Raw genomic sequence first — 22,920 nt, 5'->3', positions numbered from 1 at the left:
ATCTACGTCGGGGCGGGCCGGATCGCGCCGGGATGGTTCCGGCATCGAGCGACGGCTCCGACATGACGATGGCCCCGGCGCTGAGCACCGGGGCCATCGTCGTACAGATGACATCGCTCCGGTCAGGTGACCTCGAAGCTCCGGCTGTCGCTCTGACCGGCCAGGTTGTCGGTGTCGGCGGGCCGGTAGACCCGGTAGGTGTGGGTGCCCCTCGTGGAGGGCGTCACGGTGAACACGTAGCTGCTCGTCGACGAGAGCGTCGCACTGGCCACCGTGGACCAGACGCCGTTGACGTTTTGCTGCAGGTACACCCTCTGCCCGGCGTGGGCCGGCGACACGCTGCCCGACATCGTGACCGAGCCGCCGAGCGCGAAGGACGTCCTCGACACCGTGGCCGTCACGTCGGCCCTGACCCCCACCGCACGGGCGCCGCTCTCCGAGCCCAGATGGGTCGAGGAGTCGCGCAGCACCCACTTGTAGTCCAGGCTCCACGACGGCTTGTGGTTGTAGGTGACACCACCGTTGCTGCTGGTGGTCAGCGTGGTGATCAACGTCCAGACGTCGGTACCCTTGCGCCGCCCGTACAGCCGCACCGGAACATCGGGGATCCCCGCACCGTCGCCCGCGCGGACCACCGTGCCGAACACCGTCACCATGGACCAGTACGTGATCTCCGTGGCGTTGGCCGAGACCGTGGTCCTGCTGCCCACCAGCGTCACGCTCGCCGCGGCGGAGACGTTGCCGCCGCGGTCCCGCACCCACACGCCGAAGGTGTACGTCGTACCCGACGCCAACCCCGACGCCGTGACACTGCCTCCCGTGCCCTCGTACACCGCCGTACCGCTGGTCGGCGACGACGGCGGCGTGGTCCCCGTGGACCTCCGCACGATCACCTGGTCGAGATCGGTGATCGACGGCAGCGTCCACGACAGGGCGGCCGAGCCGACGCCACCCGTGGCCTTGAGGTTCGTCACCGCCGGAGGAGGACCGGCCACCACCGTGACGCCGTGCCGGGTGCTCATCGAGCGGGTGCCGCCGGCCGAGACGCTGCGGACGTTCAGGAGGAACTGGCCGGTGGCAGGTGGAGTCCAACTGAGCGTCGCGGTGCCGTCGGCGCGGGCGGGAAGGGTGGTGTAGGGCGCGTAGTTGACCGAGTACTCGTACGCGGTCGTGTCGGGCAGGCGCGGAGTGAAGGTGAAGGTGCCCGGCGCGAGCCGGACGGTGCCGTTGGCGGGGAACTCGGCCGAACTGACCTGGGGTCCGTTCGTGGCCGACCAGGCCACGACGCCGTTCTCCGTCTGCACCCCGGCGGCGTTGCGGGCGACGACGTGGACGTAGTTGTGGTCGTGCCGGGTGGGCGTGAAGCCGAAGGTGACGCTGCCGTCGGCGGAGGGCTTGAGGACCCGCGTCGTGGCCGCGTCGCTGTTGAAAGTCGCCACGAAATCGACCACGTTCGTCATCCGGGTGGTGGCCCGGAAGGTGGCCGGGGTACCGACCGCGTCACCGCCGGTGCGGGTCACCGTAGGTGCCGCACCGTCGACTCTGATCCATTGATAGCGCGGCTCGGACAGCGTGCCGTCCGCGCTCCGGCTCTGGATGAGCATGCCGTCGACGCCGGTCTCGGTGGCCGTCCAGGTCAGGTCGGCCGTGCCGTCCGCGCGGGCCGGGACGACGGTCTTCTCGACCGGTCGTTCCTCGATGCTGGAGTATCGCAGCCAGTACAGGTACGCCTCGACCTGCGGCGCGCGCGGTGCGAAGTGGAGGGTGCGCGAGGACCCGATGATCGTCTCGCCCTGGCCCGCGTCACCGGTGACCGTGGGACCGTTGTCGACGACGAAGGTGTAGGCCCGGTCGGCGTGGACCGTGCCGTCCCGGGTGACGCTGTGGACGTAGAGGGTCTGCCGACCACCACGTGCCGGGGCGATCATGACGGTCGCCTTCCGGTCCGCGCCCACCGGCACGGTGCCCGACGGGCCGTCCTCGTCGATCCGCCACTCGAACGACGCGGTGTCGGCGACCGTGGCGGTCAGCTCGAACGCGCCGGGGATCCCGACGTTGTAGTCCAGGTTGGAGCGGCCCAAGTCGGGGTACGCGGCCGAGAAGACCGCCGGCCGGGTCTCCTTGACGTGGAAATCGTGGTAGGCCGCCTGGGACCGGTTTCCGGCCCGGTCGACCGCGTACACCACGAGTGAGTGAGATGAGGCCGCGCGGGGAGTCCACCGGATGGTCGCCGAACCGCCCAGCCCGTCGGCGTCGACCGTCGACTCGGTGGGATTGTCAGACAGCTCCGAGGAGAGGAACCGGTAGTCGTAGCTGACCGTGTCCTCCGACGCCGCGGTCAGCGTGAACACACCGGGCACGCCGATCGCGCCGCTGGCGTCGTCCCAGCTTCCCGCGGGATATTCGGCGGAGCTGACCGTCGGTGCCGGGCCACCCGTGCGGTCGATCGTGAAGTGGCACGTGCTGCTCCACGACGAGGCGCCCGCGCCGTCGAGGACCCGCACCCGCCAGGCGTACGTGACGCCGTCGAGCTGCTTCGCGTTGTCTTCGAGCTGGACGTAGACCTCGTCGCTCTGGTCGCCGACGTTTCGAAGCCACTGCTGCGGGTGCTCGGGATCGGCGACGTCCCACACCTGGAAGTCGGCCTGCAGCGCGGCCCCCGCACCGGCACGGTCGAAGGTGCCCCGCAGCACCACGGCTTGCGCGTCGTTGAGCCGGACCGGGCTCAGGTAGGGCCCTGGCGCGGCGGTGGCACACGGCTGGTTGGCGGTCTTCAAGTCTGTCGGCGCGCCCACGGCGGCCGCGGCCGGGCCGCCCGTCAGACCCACCGCCGCTCCACAGGCCAGTGTCGATGCGACGATCAGCGCCGTTGTCCGCGAATGGGCGCGCGGAGGTGAAGGCATTCGTTCTCCCCGTGATGGACGAGCGTTCCTGGTCGCCCGCGCGGACAGGATCGCATGTCGGTACGACCTGCGTGGTCCCGCATCGACGACGATGGCCCCGGCGCTGAGCGCCGGGGCCATCGTCGTGCCAGATGATTCAGTTGACGGTGACGGGGATGATCTTCGGTGGCTGTTGCAGCTGCCCGTAGTTGTCGACCGCCCTGATCGAGACGGTGTAGGCACCCGCCGGGACCACCGGAGACGTGTAGGCGAAGTTCGACCCCGGCGAACCCTGGCTGGTCAGGAAGGCCGCGATCCAGGTCGAGCCGCCGCCGAACACGCCGGAGGAGTTCATCACCTGCCCGGAGGCGTTGACGATCTGGATGTCCACGCGCAGCATCCCGACGTCGTCGACGGCACGTCCGGTGACCACGATCCTCGAATCGGTGTAGACCTGACCGTCCTGCGGGGTGAGGCTCGGTTCCAGCCGCGGGTCGAGGTCGCCCGGGTAGACGAGGTACCGAGCGGTGGCGCCGGAGGTCGAGCCGTCCAACTGGCCCGCCGTGTCGACGGCCCACGCCTCGACGCTGTACTCGCCCTTGGTCGGCAGGGTGATCGGCAGGGTGAACGTGGTGCTCGTCGCGCCGGGCGAGGCGAGTGTGGCGTTCACCGTGGCGAAGCTCGCCGCCATGGTGCCGTTCGGCTGCACGTACCGGCCGGTGTCCAGGTCGCGCAGCGCCACCCGCACGCCCTGCACCCCCTTGTCGTCGGTCGCGGTGCCGGCGAGATTCAACTGCAACTGCTCGACGTTCTGCTCGACACCGGTGAAGCTCAACAGGCCGTTCGGGAACGCGTCACCCGGCACCTGCGCGGTGACGCTGAGCCGGCCCAGGTTGGCGTTCGGCGTCGTCAGACCCAGGTTGTCGGTGGCCCGTACCCGGAAGTCGTACACACCGGGGCTGAGCGGCACCGTGGTGTAGGACCAGTTGTACGACGGGGCGCTGAGGTTCGTCGGCGAGATCCGGTGGTAGGCCGTGATCGAGTCGGTGCCCCACGTGCCGTCGGCGGCCAGCGACTCCCGGGTGGTCGCGTTGCGGAGGTAGATCTCGACCGACCGCACGGTGCCGTCGTCGCTGGCGGTGCCGGAGAACGTGATCGTGCCGCCCGGTGCGACGGTGATCGGCGCGGCAGCGGTGGGCGGTGTCATCGGCACGGGGGTGCTGATCGTCACCGCCGGCGGAACACCGGTGGACGAGACGGTCCAGTCGCGGGTGGCACCGCGCAGGTCACTCTGACCGGCCGTGTCGATGGCGGTGGCCGTCAGCTTCCACTCGCCCTCGATGGGGAGGTTCACCTCCAACTGCCAGGTGGTGGACAGCGCACCGACGACGTCCGGCTCGCCGCGGAACGTGTTGTAGACCGGGGCGACCGTTCCGTCGTCCTGCAGGTACCGGTTGTCTGGCGTGCGCAACGAGTAGGTCATCGCGCTGACGCCCTTGTCGTCGCTGGCGGTGCCGGTGGCGATGAAGCTCGTGGTGGTGAGCAGGCCACCGGACGGCGAGCTGATCGACGTCGACGGCGGCAGGTCGTCGTACCGGAAGGTCTCGATCTTCTTGACGGCCTTCGAGGGGTCGCTCGCCCCGTCCCGGGCGACCGTCCTCGCCTGCACCAGGTATTCGGCGGCGGGCAGCGACACCGGGAGGGACCACGACGTCGAGGTGGCGCCCGGCGCGGCGATCGTCGCGTTGATGGTGTTGAAGGCACCCCACGTCACGAGGTCGTCCTGCAGGTACTGCTTGGAGCCACGGTTCTGGATCTCGATCTGGACCCGGTTGACGCCGGCCGGAGCCTTCGCCCCACCGTCGAGCGCGAACGTCTGGTTGGCGGACTTCACCGCTCCCTCGATGGGCGTGACGATCGTCGTGTCCACGGCCGACGGTGCCGGCGCGCGGGAAAGGTCGAAGAATCCGACCCGTCCCACCGTCTTGTCGCCCTTGACGTTGCCGTCGCCCCCGACGAAGAGCCCGCGCGAGGTGGCCAGCATGGCCTTCTCCCCCTCGTACGAGTTGGAGCCCGGGTTCCACTCGAGGGCCGTGCCGGTGGCCGGATCGAGCGCGCCGAGGTGGTCACGGCGAACCACCTGGTCGCCGAGACCGTAACCGCTCAGGCCCTGGCCCGTGCCGTACCCGACGTTGTCGAGGCCCGGCCACGGGACGTTGGAGGTGGGCGATTCCTGCCAGCTGAAGTGGCCGCCGACGTACACGGCCTTCTCGGTGACGGCGACCGAGTAGATGCTGTCGAAGTGACGGGAGATCCAGATCGGCTCGACGTTGTCGTTCCCGGTCACCGGGAAGGCGATCGCGGTGTCGTTGATCGGCGGGCGGTCGCCGCCCGAGCCGCTGGTGACGACGAAGTAGGAGTCGTTCGGTGCGATGTCACCGGCGAAGACCCGCTGGATGCCGCCGACGAAGGAGAGGTTGTCCTCCCACAGCCGCGTCCGCCAGGGCAGCAGAGCCTTCGTGGCGGTGCTGACCAGACCGACGCCGTAGCGGTCCTGGCCGGCGATCTGGCGACCGGTGTGGACGACCAGCAGCTTGCTGAGGTCGTGCGTCAGCTTGAGTTGCTGCACGGTGAGCATGCCGCCGACGCCGATGCCGCCGGACAGCGGCAGGTTGAATCCGGTGTCCACCGCGCCCGTGGTCGGGTTGAGCGCCACCAGAGCGCTGCGGCTCACGCCGTTCACCGTCGCGAACTGGCCACCCACGTAGACCGCGGTGCTGCTCACCGCCAGCGCGGTGGCGCGGGCGCTCGCGTTCGCGGTGAACGTGGTGATCGGAGCCCCGGTTACCGGGTTGAGCCGGACGATCTTGCGTTTCGTGACACCGCCGACGGTGTTGAACGACCCGGCGACGTAGAGCGACGCACCGTCCGGGGATGCCTCGACGGCGGCGACGGCTCCGTCGAAGGTCGGCCGGAAGCCCGTGTCGACCTTGCCGGTGTCGATGTTGTACGAGGCCAGGTACCGCTGGGCGATCGGCGTCGCGCCGACGTTGGCGATCGAGGTGAAGGAACCGGCGATGAACACCCGGTTTCCGATCACCTCGATGTCCGTGATCTCGCCGTTGGTGATCCTCGGGACATCGGTGCGCGGCGCGGTCGGCACCAGCCCGGTGTGCCCCGGCACCGCCTGGGCGGCGAGGGCGACAGTGCTGGCGAGCTTCTCCGACACCGTGCCCGCAGAAGCCGGTAGGCCCGTGAACACCACAGCCCCGGCAACCAGGCCCGCGACGACGCGGCTCCGTATGTGCATCGAGAACCCCCTGTAAGCGCCCGCATCGCACCACCGGGTCGGCCCCGGCGACGTCCACCTGCCGGCGTGCCGGAGGTCACCGTAGGAACAAGTAGCCTCGTGGCGATATGGCGGCTCGCCGGAACCGCCCGCTCGTTATCAATTTCGGCCGCACCGGTCGGCACCGGCACCTTCGGATCCACCCCCGGTCCACCAATCGGATCGACGCCCGTCCACCCAGCGGGTCGTCGCTGTCTGATCGACCCAGTCGACGCCGGCGGCGGGCCCCGAGCGACGACGTGTCTGAATAGGATCGCCCGCCGGACCGCACGGTCGTACGCTGCGGCAATGCTGCTGCGCATGTCGACCCTGCTGCTCCGGACCCTGCGCGAGGACCCGGCCGACGCGGAGGTGCCGAGCCACCGGCTGCTGCTCCGCGCCGGCTACGTCCGCCGCGCCGCACCGGGCGGCTACACCTGGCTGCCGCTCGGCAAGCTGGTGCTGGACCGGGTCACCGCGGTGGTCCGCGAGGAGATGACGGCGATCGGCGACCAGGAGGTGCACTTCCCGGCACTGCTGCCGGCGGAGTCGTACCGGACCAGCGGGCGCTGGACGGAGTACGGGGACGACATCTTCACCCTCGCCGACCGGCGCGGTGCCGAGCACCTGCTCGCTCCCACCCACGAGGAGTTGGCGGCGCTGCTGGTGAAGGACCTGTTCACCTCGTACCGGGACTTCCCGGTGACGTTGTTCCAGATCCAGACGAAGTTCCGCGACGAGGCCCGGCCCCGGGCCGGTCTGCTGCGCGGGCGTGAGTTCCTGATGAAGGACGCCTACTCGTTCGACCTCGACGAGGCGGGGCTGCAGGCCGCGTACGACCGGCACCGGGCCGCCTACCAGCGGATCTTCGCCCGGCTCGGCCTGGAGCACACGGTCGTGCACGCGATGTCGGGCGCGATGGGCGGCTCGGCGTCGGAGGAGTTCCTGGCCGTCGCCGAGGTCGGTGAGGACACGTACGTCGGCTGCACCGCCTGCGACTACGCGGCGAACACCGAGGCCGTGACCACTCCCGCCCCGGCGGCGAGCAACCCGGACGCCCGGCCGGCGTCCGAGGTGCACGACACCCCGGAGACGCCGACGATCGCGTCCCTGGTCGAGCTGGCCAACACCCGCCGCCTGGCCGGCCGGGACGACTGGACCGCCGCCGACACCCTGAAGAACGTGGTGCTCACCGTCCGCCGGCCCGGCGCGGAGGAGGCGGAATCGCTGGTCGTCGGGCTGCCCGGAGACCGCGAGGTGGACCTCAAGCGGTTGGGGGCGACGCTCGCCCCGTCGACCGTGGCGGTCTTCGACGCCTGGGACGCCCACCCGGAGCTGGTCCGCGGCTACATCGGCCCGCAGGTCATGGCCAAGCTCGGCATCCGGTACCTGGTCGACCCCCGCGTGGTGGCCGGCACCGCATGGCTGACCGGCGCCAACGAGCCCGGCCGGCACGCCACCGACGTGGTCTGCGGGCGGGACTTCACGCCCGAAGGCACGATCGAGGCGGCCGAGGTGCGGCCCGGCGACCCCTGCCCGGCCTGCGGCACCGGCCGGTTGACCATGCGCCGGGGCATCGAGATCGGCCACATCTTCCAACTCGGCCGCCGCTTCACCGACGCGTTCGCCGTCGACGTGCTCGGCCCGCAGGGCAAGCCGGTCCGGCCCATCATGGGCTGCTACGGCATCGGGGTGTCCCGCGCCGTCGCCGCGATCGCCGAACAGCACCACGACGAGCGGGGACTGGTGTGGCCGGCGTCGGTCGCGCCCTGCGACGTACACCTGATCGCCGCCGGCAAGGGCCCGCAGCTCGACGCGGCGCTGGACCTCGGCGGACGCCTCGCCGCCGCCGGCCTGCGCGTGCTGGTCGACGACCGGACGCACGTCTCGGCCGGGGTCAAGTTCACCGACGCCGAGCTGGTCGGCATCCCGCGCGCCGTCGTGGTCGGCCGCCGTCTCGCCGAGGGGTACGCGGAACTGCGCGACCGGGCCACCGACGAGCGCGTCGAGGTGCCGGTCGACGGTCTGGTGGAGATGCTGGTCGAGACGGTACGGGCCGAGCGCGGACGTGGTGTAGTCGACGCGTGACGGGGTAACGCATCCCGATCGGCTGGATGACGCGGAGGGCTCTCATGACCGGTTACCGGGTAAGTGACGTGATGACGAAGCAGGTCATCTACCTGCCGGCGGAGACCACACTGGACGAGGCGGCCCGGGTGATGAAGGAGGCGGACATCGGCGACGTGGTGGTCACCGAGGGCGCCACCCTCGCCGGCATGCTCACCGATCGGGACATCGTCGTCCGCGCGGTCGCCGAGCGCAGCGACCCGGGCACCACCACGATCGGCTCGATCATCACCCGCGAGGTGGTGATGATCGAGCAGCATTCGACGACCAACGAGGCTGCCGCGCTGATGCGCGAGCGTGGCATCCGACGGGTACTGGTCTGCGACAGCGAGCGGAAGCTGGTCGGCATCGTCTCCCTCGGCGACCTGGCGATGCAGCTCGACCCCCAGTCGGCCCTCGGCGAGATCAGCGAGCAGGCCCCCACCGTGTGAGGTGCAAGGAAGGGCCCCTTCTTAACGCCTCCGGTAGAGGAAGGGGCCCTTCTTAACGCCCCACGTCATGTCGCGCCGCCCGGCGGTAGCCTGGCGGGATGCCCGAGATGCCGACCCGACTGGCCGAGATCGTCGACGAGTTCGCCGCCGCACCCCGCGACCTGGTGCTGGAGATGCTGCTGGAGTACGCGGACGTCATCCCGCCACTGCCGGCCGAGCACGCCGACCGGGAGGGCATGGAACAGGTGCCCGAGTGCCAGACGTCCTTCTTCCTGCGTGCCCGGGTGACTCCGGAGAAGACGGTGGAGACGCTGTTCGACTGCCCGCCCGAGGCGCCGACGACCCGGGCGTTCGCCGGCATCCTCGCCGAGGGGCTGGAGGGCGCGTCACCGGAGCAGGTGCTCGCGGTCCCCGACGACCTGTACCAGCGGATGGGCCTGGCCCAGGCGATCTCTCCGCTGCGGGTGCGGGGCGGCACGGCGATCCTGGCCCGGCTCAAGCGGCAGGTCCGGGAACAGACGAGCTGACCAGGAAGTTGATGCCGATCATGGAGATCGAGATCTATGCCGACGTGGTCTGCCCGTGGTGCTACATCGGCAAGCGCCGGCTGGAGCAGGCCCTGGAGTCGTACGACGGTGAGGTCACCGTCCGGTACCGCCCCTTCCAACTCGACCCGTCGCCGGTGCCAGAGCCCCGGCCGCTGGTCGACGCCCTCGCCGACAAGTTCGGCGGCCGGGACCGCGCCCGGCAGATGTTCGGGCACGTGACGGAGGTCGCGGCCGGCGTCGGCCTGAAACTCGACTTCGACCGGGCGCTAGCGGCCAACACGTTCGACGCGCACCGGCTGGTCTCCTGGGCCACCGACCAGGGCCGGGCGGCCGACATGGTCGACACCCTCTACCGGGCCCACTTCACCGCCGGGGTCGACGTGGGCTCGCGGGAGGCGCTCGCCGCGCTCGCCACCGAGATCGGGCTGGACGGCGCCGAGGCCCGTCGCTTCCTCGACTCCGACGAGCGGGTGGCCGAGGTCCGCGAGGAACTCGCCGCCGCCCGGCAGCTCGGCGTGACGAGCGTCCCGACCTTCGTGCTCGCCGGCAGGTACGCGGTGACCGGCGCCCAGGAGCCGGAGACCCTGCTCGCCGCCCTGACCGAGGTGCGGAACCGTGAGTCGGGCACCCACTGACGCCGGAGGTATCGACGCACGTGATGTTTCACGTGCAACGGTATCGACGCTGACGACGATCTAGGCCGGTCGGGCCAGGCCCTCCAGAACCCGCGCCCCGGGCAGCGCGCCGAGCGCCGGTCCGGGAAGTGCGATCTTGCTGTGCCGTACGCCGGACCCGATGATCACGTGCGGCGCGGCGATCACCCGCGAGTCCACCAGGATCGGCCAGTGCTCCGGCAGCCCGATCGGGGTGATGCCGCCGTACTCCATGCCGGTCAGCTCCACGGCCTCGACCATCGGCGCGAAACTCGCCTTGCGGACGTCCAGCTCGCGGCGGACCACACCGTTGACGTCGGCGCGGGTGGTGGCGAGCACGACGCAGGCCGCGTACCGGACGACGCCCTCGCGCTTGCCGGCCACCACCACGCAGTTGGCCGAGACGTCCAGCCCCACCTCGTACGCGGCGCAGAAGGCCGCCGTGTCGGCGAGGTCGGCGTCGATCGGCGCGACCAGCACGTCGTCGACGTCCACCGGGGCGTCGGCGGGCCACTGCGCGAGTGCGGTGGCGACCGGCGGTGCCAGCAGGTCGAGGCGGGTACGGGCGGGTTCGGTCTTCAGCGTCCCCATCACGGTTGCGATCCTCGCACCCACCGCCGAACTCCGCGCGTCGGGCGGCACGCCGCTGCCGTGCAGGTTGTTAAGAAGGGGCCCTTCCTATACCGCAGGCGTTAACGGGGGGCCCTTCCTTACACGCCCTCAGCTGCCGGTGAGGAAGCCGTTCTCCCGCAGCAGGGTCCGGTCGCGCGCGGCGGCCAGTTCCTCCGCCCGCTGCGCCTGGACCCGGCGTACCTCCACCTCCTCCAGCGCGTGCCGGATGGCGAGGCGGATCACGCCGTAGAGGAAGACGAATCCGAAGACGTACAGAATCACGGTGGTGACCAGGGCCAGCATGCGGTCACGTTAGGCAGGACGCGAATCCGTACGCGGCTCATCTTGCCCCGGATCCCCCGTACGTGTCGGTCAGGTACTCCGGCCACGTACGGGTTCCGCGCGGCGTCGCCCCGGTGACCAGACCACCGCCGCGCAGGGATCGGCCGAGCGCGCCGGGAATCCGCACCGGCAGCAGCGGACGGCGGGACCGCCGGGCCGCGTTCCAGGTGCGTACGGCCTCGTCGAAGCGGATCACCGCGGGCCCCCCGTACTCCTCGATGTCGTGCAGGGGACCGGCGGTGAGCCGCGCGACGAGCCGGTCCGCGACGTCCCGGGGGTCGACCGGTTGGGCGAGCACCGCCCGATCCCCGACGACCGGGCCGAGTCTGCTCGCGCCGCGCAGCAACTCGTCGAGGAACGCGGGGAACTGGGTGGCCCGCAGCACCGTCCACGGCACCGACCCGGCCGCCACGACCTGCTCGGCGGCGAGCTTGTGGCGGTAGTACGGAATCGGCACCCGGTCCACGCCCACGATCGACATGTAGACCAGATGGCGCACGCCCGCCTCCCCGGCGGCCACGACCAGCCGGCGGGTGCCGAGCACGTCGACCTGGTGGACGCGTCGTCCCTGGGTCGCTGCCGAGGCCAGGTGCAGCACGGCGTCCACCCCGGTCACCGCCTCGGCCACCCCCGCACCCGTGGCCAGGTCCACCACGACCCACTCCGTCGTCGGGTCGGTACGCGGCCGGCGGCTCGTCGCCCGAACGACCCACCCCTCTTCACGCAGCCGCGGCAGCACCACCGCGCCGAGCCGCCCACCGGCACCGGTCACCAGGATCCGCATCGTCCCCTCCTCTGTCACCCGCCCGCCGCCGCGATGACGGGACGAGACCGGTCGACGTGACCGGCTGTGCGGCGGGTCACCGCACCAGCATCGCCGTCCATTCCTGCCCGAGGTGGCCGAACTTCGTGCCGCTCCGGGGGCATAACGGTCGGTCCGCCGGGAAGCCAGGCCGCCGGGACGGACCCGCGGGAGGCGAGATGGCGTACGGCAGGAGCGGCAGCGGCGGAGGGCCTGGCCGGCATCTGTCCGGTCGTACGCCTCGATGACCTCGCTGGGCCGCGTCGCCGGTCGATTGCTCCCGCCGGTCGGCGTGCCGCACCTGGTCGGTGAGGCGGCCCGGACCGCCGGCACGGCAGCGGTCAAGCTGGCCCGTGCCTCCGGCCTGACCCGCCGCCGCGTCTGGTCCCGGCCCGGCCGCCACCACATCGAGGTGCACGGCGTCTGCCAGGACGGCGGCGACGCCCTCGCCCGGCAGGTCGAGGCGGCACTGGAACGGATGCCGGGGGTGGCCTGGGCCCGCGTCAACGCGCCCTCCGGCCGCGTCGTCGTCGCCGTCGAGGAGCCCGAGCCGCGGATGCGCGACCTGATCGCCACGGTCGCCCGTACCGAACAGGTCTGCCCGCACGAGCCCGACCCCGACATCCCGCCGCCGCATCCGCCGGAGGAAGGCCCCCGGACGCCGCGCACCCTCGGCGCACTCGCTTCCGACGCGCTCGGCCTGACCATCTCCGCCGCCACCCGGATCCTGCCGTTCACCCCTGTCCCGGGTGAGGTCGCCGGCCTGCTCGGTGCCGTCGACCTGCACCCCCGGCTGCACGCGCTGGCCAACCGGGGACTGCGCGCAGACCCCCGCGCCGACCTGATCTTCCCGCTCGCGGAGGCGGTCGTGCAGGGCCTCACCGGCGGATGGTCCGGCATCGTGCTGGACGGTGCCCAACGGGTCGTGCAGTGGGGTGAGGCGCGGTCGCAGCTGCGTGCGTGGGCGAAGGCGGAACCCCGCCTCACCGGTGACCCCGACCGCGCGGTCGCCCGCAACCCCGATGGTGACCGGCCCCGGCCGAAGCCCGACGGGCCCGTCGAGGCGTACTCCAGCCGGATCCTGGCCACCGGCGCGGCGGCCGCGGCGGCCGCGGTGCCGCTGGTGGGCGGCAAGCGGGCCGCCGCGGTCGGTCTCTCCGCCCTGCCGAAGGCGCCCGTGTCCGGGCGGGAGGGGTACGCCGCACAGCTCGGTAACCTGCTGGCCCGCCGGGGTGTGATCGCGATGGACCGCGGCGTGCTGCGGGAACTGGACCGGGTCGACACGCTGGTGCTGGACACCGCCGTCCTCGGCTCCGGCCGGGGGGCCCTCGCCGACCTGGCACCGCTGGACGGCGCCGACGCCGGGGAGGTGGCCGCCCGCGCCTTCGCCCTGTTCGACCCGGACGCCCCCGACGAACGCCGGCAGGCCGACGGCTGGCGGCTCGGCCCGGTCGACTCGATCGACGCCGAGGACCCCGGGGACACGCCGGAAAGCGCCCGGCTGCGCGCGGCCGGCGGCCGGGTGCTGGGCCTCGCCCGCGCCGGCCGCCTGACGGCGGTGCTGCGGGCCGAGACGGAGGCGGCCCCGGGCGCGGACGTGCTGCCCACCGCCGCTCGGCGGGCCGGCCTGCGCCTGGTGGTCGCCGGTGCGGACACCGACCGGTACGGCTTCGCCGACGAAGTCCTGCCCGGCGGTACCGACCTGGTCCGGACGGTGCGGGACCTGCAACGCGAGGGGGCGGTGGTGATGCTGGCCAGCAGCGACCGGGCCGCGCTCGCGGCGGCCGACTGCGGGCTCGGGGTGGCTGCACCGGAGGACCCGCCGCCGTGGGGCGCGCACCTGCTCGTCGGCCCCGACCCCCGGGTGGCCGCGCTGGTCGTCGAGGCCGCCGGGGTGGCCCGGCGGATGACCACCCAGAACATCCGGCTCGCCCTGGCCGGCGTCGGCCTCGGCGCGCTGTCCGCGTTCACCGCCGACAAGGAGCAGTTGCCGAGCCGGACCCTCGCCGCGGTCAACGGGGCCGCCGCGCTGGCCTTCGCCCACGGCGTGTGGCGGGCGCACCGCCTGCCGGACCCGACCACCACGCCGGCTCCGCGTACCGCCGTTCCGTGGCACCTGATGCCGGTGTCGACCGTGCTCGACCACCTGCACACCGGACCGGACGGGCTCGACACGGCCGAGGCGGCCCGCCGGCGGGGCACCGCCCGCGACTACCAGCCCGGGTCGTCCAGCCTGCTCCGGGCGTTCCTCGACGAGCTTTCCAACCCGCTGACCCCGGTCCTCGCGGCCGGCGCCGTGCTGTCCGCGTCGTTCGGGTCGCCCGTCGACGCCGCCCTGGTCGGCGGGGTGGTCGGCGGGTCGGCCCTGATCGGCGCGGTGCACCAGCGCAACACCGAGCGGTCGCTGGCGGAACTGCTGTCCCGCTCGGCGGTCACCGCCCGGGTCCGCCGGGACGGCGGCGAGCAGGTGCTGGCCGCCGAGGACCTGGTACCCGGCGACGTGGTGATCCTGGAGCCCGGGGACGCCGTACCGGCCGACTGCCGGGTCCTGGAGGCCGCCGGCCTGGAGGCGGACGAGTCCTCCGTGACCGGCGAGTCGCTGCCGGTGGGCAAGACCGTGGACCCGGTCGCGGCGTCGGACGTGGCCGAGCGCCGCTCGATGCTGTACGAGGGAACGACGGTGGCCGCCGGACACGGCGTGGCCATGGTGGTCGCCACCGGCGCCGACACCGAGGCGGGCCGGAGCATGGCGCTGGCCCGCGACGCCGCACCCACCAGTGGTGTGGAGGCCCGGCTGGGTGGGCTGACCAGCAAGTCCATCCCGCTGGCGATCGGGTCGGCCGTGGCGGTCGCCGGAGCCGGGCTGGCCCGGGGCGTACCGCTGGCGGAGACGGCCGCGACCGCCGCGAACCTGGCCGTCGCCTCGGTGCCCGAGGGGCTGCCGTTCCTGGTCAGCGCCGCGCAGTTGGCCGCCGCCCGGCGGCTCGCGGAACGCGGGGCGCTGGTCCGCAACCCGCGCACCATCGAGGCCCTCGGCCGGGTGGACGTCCTCTGCTTCGACAAGACCGGCACGCTGACCGAGGGCCGTCTCGTGCTCTCCGGCGTCGGCGACGGCGACCGGTACGCGGCCGTCGACCGGCTCGACGAGCACCTGCGCACCGTCCTGGCGGTGGCGCTGCGGGCCACCCCCGCCGCCGACGACCCGGAGGACCTGCCGGAACAGACCGACCGGGCGGTACGCCGGGCCGCGCGGGAGGTCGGTGCGGTCGAGCAGACCGGGGCGGCGGCCTGGCAGCAGGTGAACGTGATGCCGTTCGAGCCGTCCCGCGGCTACCACGCCACCGTCGGCACCTGCGACGGCGGGCTGCTCCTGAGCCTGAAGGGCGCACCCGAGACCGTGCTGCCCCGCTGCGTCAACCGGCGCACCGAACGGGGCGTGGTGCCGGTGGACGACGCCGGGCGGCAGGAGCTGCACCGGGAACTGGACCGGCACGCCGGCGCCGGGCAGCGCGTCCTCGCCATCGCCGAACGTACCGTCGACGACGAGTCGATCACCGACGACGCCGTACACGGCCTGACGTTCGTCGGCATCCTCGCGCTCGGCGACGGGATCCGGGCCAGCGCGGCCCCGGCCGTGGCGGACATCCGACGGGCCGGCGTGCACACCATCATGATCACCGGCGACCACCCGGCCACCGCCGAGGCGATCGCCTCGGTGATCAGCGACGGGAACGGCCAGCGGGTGGTCAACGCCGCCGACCTCGAAGACCTGGACGACGAGGCGCTCGGGGAGCGGCTGGTCACCACCGACGTGGTGGCCCGGTGCACACCCGCCCACAAGGTCCGGATCATCCAGGCGTTGCAGGCGTGCGGCCGGACGGTCGCGATGACCGGGGACGGCGCGAACGACGCCCCCGCCATCCGGCTCGCCGACGTGGGCATCGCCCTCGGCCAGCGGGGCACCCCCGCCGCGCGTGCCGCCGCCGACCTGGTCGTGATGGACGACCGGCTGGAGACCATCATCGCCACGCTGGTCGAGGGCCGGGCCATGTGGTCGTCGGTCCGGCACGCGCTGAGCATCCTCGTCGGCGGCAACCTCGGGGAGATCGCGTTCAGCATCGTCACCGCGGCCGCGACCGGCCGTTCCGCCCTGAACGGCCGCCAACTGCTGCTCGTCAACCTGCTCACCGACCTGGCACCGGCCCTGGCCATCGCGGTCCGGCCACCCCGCCCGGAACACAGCGAGAACCTGCTGCGCGAGGGACCCGACACGTCGCTCGGCTCGACCCTGGACCGGGAGATCGCGCTGCGGGCCACGTCGACCGCGCTCGGGGCCACCGCCGGCTGGATGCTGGCCCGCTGGACCGGCCGGGAGCGGCGGGCCGCCACGGTCGCCCTGGTGTCGCTGGTCGGCACACAGCTCGGCCAGACCCTGCTGGCCGGTGGCGCGACCCCGGGCGTCCTGCTCTCCACCGCCGGCTCGGTGGGTGTGCTGGTGGCCGTCGTGCAGACCCCGGGGCTCAGCCACTTCTTCGGCTGCACCCCGCTGGGCCCGGTCGGCTGGTCCATCGCCACCGGATCGGCGCTGGGCGCCACCCTCGCCAACAGCGGCATCACCCGGCTCGTCGAGCGACTGCCGCAGCCACCGGCGCCCGGCGTCGACCTGCTCAACCGCCTGCACCTCTGGCCGACCCACGACGAGCCGTCCCCGGACGGCGGGGACCCGTCGTCGGACGGGGGCGATCCCTCCCGTGCCGGGCGCAAGGACCGCCCGACCGAGAACCGCCCGACCGGGCAACGCCCGGCCGGGGCGCCGCGCCGCGCGTGACCGTCCGCACCCCGCATGGTCGCCACGATCACGGGTACGGATCGATGACGGAGGTGAGGTTCGTGACGGAGCAGGCGGACGTGACGTTCATCGGTACCGCGACCACGGTGCTGCGGCTCGGCGGGTTCACCCTGCTCACCGACCCGAACTTCCTGCACCGCGGCGAGCGGGCGTACCTGGGCAAGGGTCTGTGGTCGCGGCGCCGCACGGACCCGGCGCTGGAGATCGCCCAGCTGCCGGCGCTGGACGCGGTGGTCCTGTCCCACCTGCACGGTGACCACTTCGACCGGGTGGCGCGCCGCGAGCTGGACCGTGGCCTGCCGGTCGTCACCACACCCGCCGCCGGCCGGAAGCTCCGCCGCTGGGGCTTCCGTGCCGCGCAGGGGCTGCCCACCTGGCAGTCGACCGAGCTGCACCACGGCGGCGCCACGCTGCGACTCACCTCGATGCCGGGCAGACACGGGCCCGGGGCGCTGGACCTGCTGCTGCCCGACGTGATGGGCACCATGATCGACCTGGAGTGCGGTGGCGAGCGGCTGTTCCGCCTCTATGTCACCGGGGACACCCTGCACCGGCCGCTGCTCGCCGACATCCCCCGGCGGTACCCGGACATCGACGCGATGCTCATCCACCTCGGCGGCACCAGGATCGCCGGCATCCTGCTCACCATGGACGACCGGCAGGGCGCCGACCTGGTGGAGCTGATCCGGCCGAAGCTCACCGTGCCGATCCACTACGACGACTACCCGGTGTTCCGCTCACCGCTGGGCGACTTCGTCGCCGAGTCCCGCCGGCGCGGTTTCGCGGCGTCGGTCCGCACCGTCACGCGCGGCGAAACCGTGCCACTCCGGTAAGGAAGGGCCCCCTGTTAACGCCTGGCGTTGTACAGGGGGCCCTTCTTAACTCGTACGGGGCGTCAGCTGCGCTCGGAGATGGCCTCGATGAGGTCACCCACTGGACGCTCGGGCAGGGAACGGGCCACGTCGGCGACGGCCACGATGCCGACGAGCTCGTGCCCGTCGATCACCGGCAGCCGGCGTACCTGGTGCTGACCCATCGTCCGCAGGATCTCGGCCGCGTCGTCGTCCGCGCCGATGGTCACGGCCTCGCCCTGGGCCAGCTCACCGGCGGTGACGCTGGCCGGGTCACGACCCTCGGCAAGGACCTTCACGACGATGTCGCGGTCGGTCAGCATGCCCTTCAACCGGTTGTCGTCCCCACAGATCGGCAGCGCGCCGACGCCCAGCTGGGCCATCTGCTTCGCGGCCGTCCGAAGGTCGTCCTGCTCACGGATGCAGGTCACGTCGTTCGTCATGATCTCGCGTGCGGTCGGCATGGGGATGCACCTCACTTTCGGGGGGTTGTTGCTGTTCTCCTACCCCCGTCGCCCCGGGCCATGCACGCGGCGTCCCGCTCAGGTGGCGGGACGCCAGGTCGCGGCGGCGCGGCGCAGCCGGTCGTTGATCGCCCGGCCCACGCCCACCTCCGGCACCGGCTCGACCACGATCTCGTCGACGCCGGTGCCGTCCAACTCGTGCAGCGCCTCGAACAGCCGCGCCGCCGCCTCCGTCAGGTCACCGGCCGGGGAGAGCACCTCCACCGCCGCCCAGGTGCCCGCCGGGCGGTCCCGGAACGCCAGGAAGCCCCGCCGGCCCCCGCCGGCCGCCGCCGGCTCCGCGCCGGACACCAACCGCAGCAGCGTACGCGGCGCGTAGTGCGCGGCCAACGTTCCCGGCGCGACGGGCTGGCCGGAACTACCCGGGCGTACGGTCACCGGGCCGGCCGCCTCCTCCAACGCCTCGACGGGCAACGCGCCGAGGCGCAGCACCACCGGCCGCTCACCCCGGGCGTCCACGATTGTCGACTCGATCCCGCAGCGTGTCGGGCCGCCGTCGAGCACCACGTCCACGGCGGCGCCCAGCCCCCGTACGACGTGCTCCGCCCGGGTGGGGCTGAGCTGGCCGAACCGGTTGGCGCTCGGCGCCGCCACCGGCACGCCGGCCGCCGCGATCAGAGCTCGCGCGTGCTCGTGGTCCGGTACCCGTACCGCCATCGTGTCCAGGCCGGACGTCACGATCGGCGGAACCGCCGCCGGCCGGTCCACGATCAACGTCAGCGGTCCCGGCCAGAACCGCTCGGCCAACGCGGCCACCGCCGGCGGCAGCGGGCCGACCAACTTCTCCAGCTCCGCCGTGTCGGCCAGGTGGGTGATCAGTGGATCGAAGCTGGGCCGCGCCTTCGCCTCGAAGATGCGGGCGGCAGCCCGGGCGTCCAGCGCGTTCGCCCCGAGGCCGTAGACGGTCTCGGTGGGAAAGGCCACCAACCCGCCGGTACGCAGGACGGACGCCGCCTCGGCGATGCCGCTGTCGGCCGGGAGTACGCGCGGGGCTCCGGTGCTCACCCCTCCGACGCTAGCCTGCCGGCCACGACGTACCGCGCCCGACCGCACGGAACGTGACCCGGAACCGGGTGATCGTCAGGGACAGCGGCGTGGGCGCGTCCGCCACCCGGTCACGCGGGCGCCGTCGGCGTCCTTGTTCACGAAGTTGGCGGTCGACAGGCCGGCGATGTCGTCGGGCGCCGCTTCGGCCTGGAAGCCCTGGGCCCGCAGAGCCGCCGTCAGCGCAGCCCCCTTGACGGTGTCCCTCCCACCCACGTAGACGACCCTGCCGGGTTTGGCGGTGCCGTGGATCGACAGCGCGTGGGGGCGCTGACGGATCAGGATCAGGCACTCCTCGACGTCCCAGTTGGTGCTCGTCACATGCAGTCTCGGGTAGTTGCCGGCGGGGAGCCTGCCCTTGAAGTGACATTCGGTGTGCCTGCCATCGGCGATGGCGGTCGCGATCTCACTGGTACGCAACTCGATCGAGCCACCGTGCGGGGCGACCACGATCAGCGGCGACTCGGTGATCTTCCAGCTGAGCTCCCAGCCGGCCTGCTGTCCACCACGATGGACGGACAGCGCGTCGACCTGAACCGTGGTAGACGTCAGCCATGCGAACGACCTTCGTTCTGCTGACGAGCCCCTTCCTCGGGCCGTCGGTCTGGGAGCCGGCCGCGTCGGTGCTCGTGGCACGCGGACACGACGTCGTCGTTCCGTCGCTCCCACCGCTCCCGCTGCACAGTCCCGACGAGGTGCTGTGCGCGCTGCGGGACTGCCTCCCGGAGCAGGGTGAACCGGTCCTGGTACCGCACAGCAACGCCGGCCTGTACGTCCCGGCGCTCGTCGCCGCACGGCCGGTACGGGCCGCCGTGTTCCTGGACGCCGTGCTGCCCCCGGCGAGCGGTCGCATCCCGGTCGCACCAGAAAGGCTGCGCGCGACACTCCGGAGCCGTGTCGGTGCCGACGGCCTGCTGCCGTACTGGAGCGAGTGGTGGTCGGACTCCGACGTCGCCGCGCTCTTCCCGGACCCGCAGACCCGCCGTCGGGTCGAGGCTGACCAGCGGCGGGTGCCCTGGGACTATCTCACCGCCGACGTGGTCGTTCCCCCCGGCTGGGACTCGGTCCCCACCGGCTACGTGGCCTTCGGAACGACGTACGCCGACGAACTCCAGCGGGCGGCGGACCGTGGGTGGCCGGTGCGGTGTCTGGACGGTCGTCATCTCCACATGACGTGCGATCCGGAGGTTGTCGCTTCGACCCTGATCGAGGTCGCCACCGAACTGCGCCGGCGTTGACGCCAGGTGTCGGGGCAGGGCTCAGCCACTCGCGCCCCCGCCCCTCACGCGCAAGATCCACACCGGCCGTCACGGCGAGTGTCGGCTCGCATCGGTCCCACGCCTTACCTGGCCGTTCCGACGCCGTCGCAGGGCCACTGCCGCCACTCCGGCCGCGAGGACCGCGAGCATCGCACCGACCACGAACCACCAGCGGCTCGGCGTCTGCTCAGGAGCGGGTGTGACCGCGGCAGGCGTCGAGACCGCTGGGGCCGCGGACGGTGTGGCCGGCAACTGGCGGATCCCCGCGCACAGCCCGGTGCCGCCGCCGCTCGAATTCACCCGGTACCGAGTGCCAACGCGGAAGTCGTAGCCGCAGCTCACCTCGCTGCGCCCCACGCGCAGCCTGAGCGTGTCCCCCGATCCGGAGCCGCCCTTCTCGACGGTATCGACCGCGAGTTGCACCCCATCGCCCGTCACCCGCGTGACGATGCCGACGACGATGTTTTCGGCCTGCTCGTCCTGCTCGGCCGGGCTCAACGAGGCGCACGAGCAGGCCCAGGCGGGGTCTGCCGCTGAAACGGCCAGAACGAGCTTGAGGCCGAGCGTGGCCAGGGCGACGAGAATTGCGCCGCGCAACTTCATGCCATGACTGACGGGTCCGCGCGTCCGGGGGTTCCTTCCGTCGTGATCTCATCGCGGTGGGTACCGCTCGTCAGCTCCTCGCGTCGAACTGGGTGCGGGCGTGAAAGACGCGGTCCATGTGTGCCTCTGCCCAGGTCTTGATCGCGACCATCACCGGGAACAGATCATGGCCGAGCGGGGTGAGCGCGTAGTCGACGCGCGCAGGCACCGACGCCGTCACCGTACGGGCGATGAGACCATCGCGCTCCAGTATGCGCAGGGTCTGGGTGAGCATCTTCTGGCTGACGCCGGCGATGCGGCGGGCGAGCTCGCTGTGCCGCTGCGGGCCGTTGGCGAGCGCCGCGATCACCAGGGCCGCCCATTTGTCAGTGAGGGTGCTCAGCAGTTCCCGCGTCGGGCAGCCCGCCAGGAACGCGTCATAGTCGCGTTTGGCCTGATCTCGTCGTTGTCCGGCGGTCGTCGTCGTCATCTGCCACCCCCTTGCCGGTGCCCTAGGCACTTCCAGGTGCCTACTTACCAACGGTGCCCGAGCATACCTACCGTATTGGCGATCATGACGTTCAGCGGAGGGTACGACATGCGCGCAGTCAGCTATGCACAATTCGGAGGGCCGGAGGTTCTACAGGTGGTGGACTTGCCGGTGCCGCAGCCGGGACCGGGGCAGGTGCGCGTACGGGTCGCCGCGTCGGTCGTACACCCGGTTGATCTCTTGGTTCGCGCCGGCCGATTCCCTGCGCCACTGCCGACCGAGCCGCCGTATGTCCCCGGTTGGGACGTCGCAGGCACGGTCGACGTCGTCGGTGCGTCCGTCGGGGATCTCGCTGTGAATGACGACGTCATCGGCTTCTCACCCTGGTTGCGCACCACGGTGGGCGCCCACGCGGAGTATGTGGTCCTCGATGCCGCATGGCTGACCGCAGCGCCCGTCGGCATTCCCGCCGCCGAGGCCGCGACCCTGCCTACCAACGGTCTGGCCGCCGCCCAAGCCCTCGAGCTGCTTGCGCTCCCGGCAGGGTCGTCCGTGCTCGTCACCGGCGCCGCGGGACAGGTCGGCGGGTTCACCCTCGCGCTGGCCCGCGTCGCCGGCCTGCAGGTCACAGGGATAGCCGGGGCGGGCGACCGCGAGTTCGTCGAATCGCAGGGCGCGATGTTCCTGCCACGATCAGGGGATCCGGTCGCGGCAACGGCGGCCACCTTCGACGCGGTTGTCGACCTCGCACTGATCGGCTCGTCACTGATGGACCTGGTCAGGGACGGCGGCGGTTACGTGGCAGCCTCACCCCCGCTGCGCCCGGAGCCCACGAGGGGAATCCGGGCGTTCGCGCTGAACGTGCTGCCGGACCGTACCAGGTTAGGCGAACTGGTGAAATTGGTAGAAAGCGGCGATATCCCGCTGCGGGTCGCCGATGTTTACTCCTTCGCCGACGCCGCAGCGGCCCACAACCGGCTGGCCCAAGGCGGAATGCGCGGAGGCGTAGTCCTCGTTCCGTGACCTGCCGCGCTGGATCGCCGCCACGCCAAGCACCTTGCTGCCGCGGGACCAGGCGCGGTGCCAGCGGCTACGCGCGCGTCTTCGTCGCTAGAACCGCTTCACTTCAAAGGGACATACCATGCTCATCACCATCGCCAACATGCTCGCCGGACTGATCGGCGCAGGCATCATCCTCATCGGCGCGCGTGAACTCTGGGCGCCGCAGGCCGCCGCAGGCTTCGGTATCCCCGGCACGCCGACCGAGGACCCCAACTTCCAGGCATGGTTAGCCGTCAAGGCCGTACGCGACATCGCTTCGGGAGTCTTCATCTTCATCCTGCTCGTGGGCGCGACACCCCACCTGCTCGGCTGGTTCATGCTGGCCGCCGCAGGCATGCCCGCCGGCGACGCACTTATCGTGTTGCGCAGCAAAGGACCCAGGGCCACCGCTTACGGCGTCCACGGAGCCACCGCCGTGGTGATGCTGGCGATCAGCGTGCTCCTGTTCGTCGGATAGCCCGTCGCCACGCAGCAAGTCTGCCGATCCTCCGAATGCGGTCTGCCCGGCCTGTCACGGCGTGGTCGAGGACGGCG

The 22,920-nt window shown here is 72.1% G+C and carries 19 protein-coding genes; 9 read left to right on the top strand and 10 right to left on the bottom strand.

What is annotated here, in order from left to right; all coding sequences use genetic code 11:
- Positions 1 to 122: 122 nt before the first annotated feature.
- A complete protein-coding gene (locus ACIBR0_RS06765; RefSeq protein ID WP_396713037.1) occupies positions 123 to 2,828 on the bottom strand; it encodes a hypothetical protein in 2,706 nt (901 codons plus the stop codon).
- Positions 2,829 to 3,039: 211 nt separating this feature from the next.
- Positions 3,040 to 6,111 (bottom strand): Ig-like domain-containing protein, encoded by a 3,072-nt coding sequence (locus tag ACIBR0_RS06760; RefSeq protein ID WP_396713036.1) that lies wholly within the window; start codon positions 6,109 to 6,111, stop codon positions 3,040 to 3,042.
- A 408-nt stretch (positions 6,112 to 6,519) separates the two neighbouring features.
- Here ACIBR0_RS06760 and ACIBR0_RS06755 point away from each other — a divergent pair, with 408 nt between their 5' ends.
- The 4 genes from ACIBR0_RS06755 (at position 6,520) to ACIBR0_RS06740 (ending at position 9,951) form a co-directional block, all read left to right on the top strand.
- A complete protein-coding gene (locus ACIBR0_RS06755; protein WP_396713035.1) occupies positions 6,520 to 8,298 on the top strand; it encodes a proline--tRNA ligase in 1,779 nt (592 codons plus the stop codon).
- A gap of 44 nt (positions 8,299 to 8,342) precedes the next feature.
- Positions 8,343 to 8,768 (top strand): CBS domain-containing protein, encoded by a 426-nt coding sequence (locus ACIBR0_RS06750; protein WP_396713034.1) that lies wholly within the window; start codon positions 8,343 to 8,345, stop codon positions 8,766 to 8,768.
- Between the two features lie 98 nt (positions 8,769 to 8,866).
- Complete coding sequence (locus tag ACIBR0_RS06745; RefSeq protein ID WP_357029564.1) at positions 8,867 to 9,295, top strand: SufE family protein; 429 nt, start codon at positions 8,867 to 8,869, stop codon at positions 9,293 to 9,295.
- A gap of 20 nt (positions 9,296 to 9,315) precedes the next feature.
- Positions 9,316 to 9,951, top strand: a complete 636-nt coding sequence (locus ACIBR0_RS06740) for a DsbA family protein (protein ID WP_396713268.1) — start codon at positions 9,316 to 9,318, stop codon at positions 9,949 to 9,951.
- Between the two features lie 60 nt (positions 9,952 to 10,011).
- On the opposite strand, the gene ACIBR0_RS06735 is transcribed toward ACIBR0_RS06740, so the two are convergent.
- From ACIBR0_RS06735 to ACIBR0_RS06725, 3 genes are all read right to left on the bottom strand, one after another.
- The gene (locus tag ACIBR0_RS06735; RefSeq protein WP_396713266.1) at positions 10,012 to 10,560 is read right to left on the bottom strand and encodes a YbaK/EbsC family protein; all 549 of its coding nucleotides are present in this window, start codon (positions 10,558 to 10,560) and stop codon (positions 10,012 to 10,014) included.
- Positions 10,561 to 10,689: 129 nt separating this feature from the next.
- Positions 10,690 to 10,884 carry a hypothetical protein gene (locus ACIBR0_RS06730; RefSeq protein WP_357029558.1) on the bottom strand — a complete coding sequence of 65 codons (195 nt, stop codon included), beginning with the start codon at positions 10,882 to 10,884 and terminating at the stop codon, positions 10,690 to 10,692.
- A 37-nt stretch (positions 10,885 to 10,921) separates the two neighbouring features.
- Positions 10,922 to 11,707: an SDR family oxidoreductase gene (locus ACIBR0_RS06725; protein WP_396713033.1), complete on the bottom strand. Its 786-nt coding sequence runs from the start codon at positions 11,705 to 11,707 to the stop codon at positions 10,922 to 10,924.
- 262 nt (positions 11,708 to 11,969) lie between these two features.
- On the opposite strand from ACIBR0_RS06725, the gene ACIBR0_RS06720 reads away from it, so the two are divergent.
- Together ACIBR0_RS06720 and ACIBR0_RS06715 are read left to right on the top strand one after the other, a co-directional pair.
- Positions 11,970 to 16,553 (top strand): HAD-IC family P-type ATPase, encoded by a 4,584-nt coding sequence (locus tag ACIBR0_RS06720; RefSeq protein ID WP_396713032.1) that lies wholly within the window; start codon positions 11,970 to 11,972, stop codon positions 16,551 to 16,553.
- A gap of 62 nt (positions 16,554 to 16,615) precedes the next feature.
- A complete protein-coding gene (locus ACIBR0_RS06715) occupies positions 16,616 to 17,407 on the top strand; it encodes an MBL fold metallo-hydrolase (RefSeq protein ID WP_396713031.1) in 792 nt (263 codons plus the stop codon).
- 62 nt (positions 17,408 to 17,469) lie between these two features.
- Here the strand turns inward: ACIBR0_RS06715 and ACIBR0_RS06710 are convergent, their stop codons facing one another.
- From ACIBR0_RS06710 to ACIBR0_RS06700, 3 genes are all read right to left on the bottom strand, one after another.
- Positions 17,470 to 17,889 carry a CBS domain-containing protein gene (locus tag ACIBR0_RS06710; RefSeq protein ID WP_396713030.1) on the bottom strand — a complete coding sequence of 140 codons (420 nt, stop codon included), beginning with the start codon at positions 17,887 to 17,889 and terminating at the stop codon, positions 17,470 to 17,472.
- A 78-nt stretch (positions 17,890 to 17,967) separates the two neighbouring features.
- Complete coding sequence (locus ACIBR0_RS06705) at positions 17,968 to 18,954, bottom strand: L-threonylcarbamoyladenylate synthase (protein ID WP_396713029.1); 987 nt, start codon at positions 18,952 to 18,954, stop codon at positions 17,968 to 17,970.
- 75 nt (positions 18,955 to 19,029) lie between these two features.
- A complete protein-coding gene (locus ACIBR0_RS06700) occupies positions 19,030 to 19,629 on the bottom strand; it encodes a poly-gamma-glutamate hydrolase family protein (protein WP_396713028.1) in 600 nt (199 codons plus the stop codon).
- Here ACIBR0_RS06700 and ACIBR0_RS06695 point away from each other — a divergent pair.
- Entirely contained in the window at positions 19,548 to 20,231 is a 684-nt protein-coding gene (locus tag ACIBR0_RS06695) for a hypothetical protein (RefSeq protein WP_396713287.1), read from the top strand. The two genes, ACIBR0_RS06700 and ACIBR0_RS06695, sit on opposite strands and share 82 nt — an antisense overlap.
- A gap of 69 nt (positions 20,232 to 20,300) precedes the next feature.
- On the opposite strand, the gene ACIBR0_RS06690 is transcribed toward ACIBR0_RS06695, so the two are convergent.
- Both ACIBR0_RS06690 and ACIBR0_RS06685 read right to left on the bottom strand, forming a co-directional pair.
- Positions 20,301 to 20,855, bottom strand: coding sequence for a hypothetical protein (locus ACIBR0_RS06690; RefSeq protein WP_396713027.1), 555 nt, complete (start codon positions 20,853 to 20,855; stop codon positions 20,301 to 20,303).
- A gap of 70 nt (positions 20,856 to 20,925) precedes the next feature.
- Positions 20,926 to 21,324 carry a winged helix-turn-helix transcriptional regulator gene (locus tag ACIBR0_RS06685; RefSeq protein WP_396713026.1) on the bottom strand — a complete coding sequence of 133 codons (399 nt, stop codon included), beginning with the start codon at positions 21,322 to 21,324 and terminating at the stop codon, positions 20,926 to 20,928.
- 84 nt (positions 21,325 to 21,408) lie between these two features.
- On the opposite strand from ACIBR0_RS06685, the gene ACIBR0_RS06680 reads away from it, so the two are divergent.
- Both ACIBR0_RS06680 and ACIBR0_RS06675 read left to right on the top strand, forming a co-directional pair.
- On the top strand, positions 21,409 to 22,347 hold the full coding sequence (locus ACIBR0_RS06680) for an NADP-dependent oxidoreductase (protein WP_396713025.1): 939 nt from the start codon (positions 21,409 to 21,411) through the stop codon (positions 22,345 to 22,347).
- Between the two features lie 118 nt (positions 22,348 to 22,465).
- The gene (locus ACIBR0_RS06675) at positions 22,466 to 22,843 is read left to right on the top strand and encodes a DUF4267 domain-containing protein (protein WP_396713024.1); all 378 of its coding nucleotides are present in this window, start codon (positions 22,466 to 22,468) and stop codon (positions 22,841 to 22,843) included.
- The last annotated feature ends 77 nt before the right edge of the window (positions 22,844 to 22,920 follow it).

Origin of the sequence: Micromonospora sp. NPDC049497 (assembly GCF_044465805.1) — a bacterium.
GTDB lineage: Bacteria > Actinomycetota > Actinomycetes > Mycobacteriales > Micromonosporaceae > Micromonospora.
Note: the sequence above shows the minus strand (reverse complement) of the source record. Positions and strands in the feature narration are given on the sequence as shown.